Source organism: Kriegella aquimaris, from assembly GCF_900103215.1.
Lineage (GTDB): Bacteria > Bacteroidota > Bacteroidia > Flavobacteriales > Flavobacteriaceae > Kriegella > Kriegella aquimaris.
The window spans coordinates 1-3,896 of the sequence record NZ_FNGV01000030.1; the positions used below are offsets into that span (position 1 = coordinate 1).

The 3,896-nt window shown below is 33.2% G+C and carries 5 protein-coding genes; all 5 read left to right on the forward strand.

The features are described 5' to 3' along the window. Window positions 1-287: 287 nt before the first annotated feature. Complete coding sequence (locus BLS33_RS24420) at window positions 288-632, forward strand: type II toxin-antitoxin system RelE/ParE family toxin (protein ID WP_089895945.1); 345 nt, start codon at window positions 288-290, stop codon at window positions 630-632. Between the two features lies 1 nt (window position 633). Beyond that, window positions 634-924 (forward strand): helix-turn-helix domain-containing protein, encoded by a 291-nt coding sequence (locus BLS33_RS24425; RefSeq protein WP_089895954.1) that lies wholly within the window; start codon window positions 634-636, stop codon window positions 922-924. Between the two features lie 228 nt (window positions 925-1,152). Continuing rightward, window positions 1,153-1,620 (forward strand): hypothetical protein, encoded by a 468-nt coding sequence (locus BLS33_RS24430; RefSeq protein WP_089895947.1) that lies wholly within the window; start codon window positions 1,153-1,155, stop codon window positions 1,618-1,620. A 147-nt stretch (window positions 1,621-1,767) separates the two neighbouring features. Continuing rightward, window positions 1,768-2,433 carry a tetratricopeptide repeat protein gene (locus tag BLS33_RS24435; protein ID WP_089895949.1) on the forward strand — a complete coding sequence of 222 codons (666 nt, stop codon included), beginning with the start codon at window positions 1,768-1,770 and terminating at the stop codon, window positions 2,431-2,433. Between the two features lie 241 nt (window positions 2,434-2,674). Further along, window positions 2,675-3,643 (forward strand): hypothetical protein, encoded by a 969-nt coding sequence (locus tag BLS33_RS24440; protein WP_089895951.1) that lies wholly within the window; start codon window positions 2,675-2,677, stop codon window positions 3,641-3,643. The last annotated feature ends 253 nt before the right edge of the window (window positions 3,644-3,896 follow it).

Sequence of the window (3,896 nt, forward strand, 5' to 3'; positions counted from 1 at the left end):
ACTTCGGTACAGCAGTAATTTGAGTAATCATATCTTTAATTTTTCGTTCATTTTAAAGATACTCGACTTACTGCTTTTTCATCGATGCTATAAAAAATAGCGGTTTAATCGCTTAATCGAAACAAAATGAATAAATTAAAGGTCAGTTATAATCCGAAAAGTTAGTTACTAAAATCCGCTACTTTTCATATACAAGACCGTTGTAAAACATACTACCAAATTTAAGAGACCAAACTAAATTCAACATAATATTTTGAAAATAGTAACTTTTAAGTTACCTTTGGGTGATGGAAAAAGTAAGGGAAGTTATCCAGTATAAAGGGTATTTCGAAGAATTCTTGCTCAAACAACCGAAAAAGGTTCAGGACAAGATATTTAAAGTAATCGAAATAATCGAGACTTATGAAAGAGTTCCCTCCACTTATCTGAAAGCACTTGTCGGAACAAAAGGACTGTACGAAGCCCGAATAAAATTAGGCTCGGACATTTGGAGAGTCTTCTGTTTTTTCGACAAAGGAAAATTGGTAATACTCTTGAACGGATTTACCAAAAAATCGCAGAAAACACCAAAAAAAGAAATCGACAAAGCGGTCGGACTAATGAATTCATATTATGAAGACAAAAACAAATAAGATGGACACCAAGAGTTGGAAAGAAATCAAGGACACTGTTTATGGAAAAAAAGGAACGGAACGTAGGGACGGATTGGAAAGAGATTTTGAGTCTTTTAAAATAGGTTTGCTTTTGAGAAATGCACGGGAAGAAAAAAACCTTACGCAGGAACAACTGGGCGAATTAGTAGACAAAAAACGGACGTATATTTCACGAGTAGAAAACAACGGCAGCAATCTGACCTTGAAAACGCTTTACGAAATTGTGGAAAAAGGTCTTGGCGGAAAAGTTACGATTTCAATCGAAGTGTAAAAAAGTACGTTTTACAACAATACCTATAGCAAATAGGGCGGTAAGTGCTGAATTTAAAGGTTTGGGGGTGTTTGCCAAGTTCGCCAAATCTTTAGATTTGGCTTTTAGAAAAAATAAGATAAAACAAAATACAAAAGCTTTGGCTAAGGGTTTAAACGGAAAGGTCTGTGCCCAGTACCTGCCCTACTTGCCATAGCTTAGACGTTACCAAACATTTAAAACGATATTATGAAAGAATGGAATTTTAAGGTAAAAAGTAATCCTAGAGAGATTAGTGCGAAATTAGAAGACGCCCTTGGACCTGCTAACGGATTTGTATTTAATATGGATGAGAGCATAAATAATTCAATAACATTTAAAATTCGGAAACGGATTCTCTATGCTTGGTATTTGATATTTAGTAATAATATTATCGTTAATGGAAAATTATTAAAAACTAATATTGAAAATGTGACAGACGTAAAAATTTCATTTACTCAGCACTTTTTAATGGTATTGGTAGTGTTTACAAACATAATATTTGGTTTAGGACTTTTAATTGCAATGATTTCAGGAATAATTAACAACACCTCTATCTACGCAATTGGCGGAATATTCTTAATATTTGGAATTTCTTTATGGATTATTATTAAGAACAGGTTCGACAGAAAGGCTCAAGAATATCAAGAATTAATTTCTGGAGTCTTAGAGTTATAAAAAACGATTGGTAACAACGGCTAAAGTTCATTGCTTGCGGCTTTCCTAAACGGAAATCGCGCGCAAAAAAGCTACCTTTAGGTTCGGCTGGATTGTCCTGCGGACGAACCACAGCAGCGAACCTTAGCCAAACCGTTGTAACACATTATGAAAAAATACCTAATCTTAATTATTCTAATTTCAATCTGCCCTTTATTTGGACAGGAATCTGAAATTGAAAGACTCTTAATTAAGGGCAACGATGCTTATCAAAATTCGGATTTTCAAAACGCAAAAATCAACTACGAATCCATAATCAAAATTGATTCAACAAATAAAGACGCTATTTATAACTTGGCAGGAACTGAATTGAATTTAGGAAATAAATCTCGGGCATGTGTACTACTCCAAAAATCTTATTCTCTGGGCGACTTTGAAGCGTATGACTTGATTATAGAACAATGCGGAGAACTTAAGTACTCTGAAAAAATGTTTTTATTCCATGTCGATGAACTTCCAAAATTTCTATACAAGGATGAATTTATTCCCCTCATAATCAACAAAAAGGAGCTGAACCCCAATTACATGAAATTAATTAGAGCGGAAATAAAAAACTCTAAAGAACTAAAACGAATTAAAGGACGAGCAAGTATTCTATTAAATGTTGATATAAACGGAAAATTAAAAACCAAAATACGTGGAGACGTTCCTGAGGACAAAAGAGAATTAATAAGTCAACTATTAGAAAATTTAACGGAATACAAACCTGCGACCTATATGAACAAATCCGTTGGGCTTTTTGGCGGAGGATTTGCATTACCCTTAACGTTCTAAAATAACGTGTTACAACACAACCTATAAACAATACGGGCTTCAGGCTTAATCGAAAGGTTTGCGTATTTTTAAAAAGACCGAAAAATCTTTCGGATTTTGCTTTTTAGGGGACAAAGAAAAAAAGAAAACCAAAAGATTTCGCTATGTGCATGACGGAAAGCAAACGCTAGTTTGCGCCCGTACTGTTTATAGCTAAACCGTTGTGGCTAATGCGAGAAACCACCGAAAATGAATTAAAAATATGACAATAAAAGAAGCCATTTTAAAAAGTCTTGACGATATAAACGGACTGACAAACTATATGGAAGTTCACGACCATATTATTAAAAATGGATATTATGACTTTGGTCCTGCAAAAACGCCACCTGCGACAATTTCTGCACTTTTAGGAGATTTTATAAGAAATGGAGATTCTCGTGTTAAAAGAATAAAACAAGAAGGAGGTTCATATGCTTATTACCTGACCAAAAATGAACAAGATATTGGAATTGAAATCTTATCAGGCTCAACCGAAACGACTTCTGTTAAACTTCCTAAAGTAAAAGCCAAATCATATAACGAAAGAGATTTACACAGGCTTTTGAGTAGTTATTTAAAGAATACCAAAATATATTCAAAAACAATATTCCACGAACATTCAAAAAACGGAAAAGATAGCAACCAAATTTGGACACATCCAGATATGGTCGGAGTTAAATTTTTGAATTTGCAAACCAAAGTCAGTCAGAATTTCTTAAAGTCAATTAATAGGGTTGACACCTTTAAATTAAGTTCTTACGAATTAAAAAAGGAAATTAACTCAGACACGGAATTGAAAAAAGCCTATTTTCAAGCAGTTTCAAATTCAAGTTGGGCGAATTATGGATATTTAGTAGCATTTGAATTTAGCGATAGCTTGTCGGACGAAATGGAAAGACTAAATCAATCGTTCGGAATTGGAATAATTGAACTAAATGCTAATCCATATCAAAGTAAAATATTATTCCCAGCAATTTACAAAGACCTCGATTTTAAGACAATCGACAAACTATGTAAAATCAATAAGGAATTTGAACAATTCATTGAGCAAACCGACAGATTAATGACAGCTCAAGAGCGTTATTACAAATCGACTGAAAAAGAACTTGATGAATTTTGTGATGGTTATTTTGAGAATGATTCGGAAATTGAAAAGTATTGTAAAGATAAAAATATTCCGAATGGAGAATAAAGCACTAGCCACAACAATGTATAAAAAAAATAGGGCAAAAAGTGCTTAATCGAAAGGTCTGTGTGTATTTGCAAAGTCGCCAAATTTTTAAATTTGGTATAATTAAAAAGAGAAAAGATAATTAACAAAATTTAAAAAATTGGCTTTAGCTTAATCCGAAAAGTATCGCTTACAACCGCCCTACTTTTCTTATACTAGACCGTTAGCAAACATTTTGGGCAAGTAGAAAAGTCCATTCTTTATCTCAAATTCT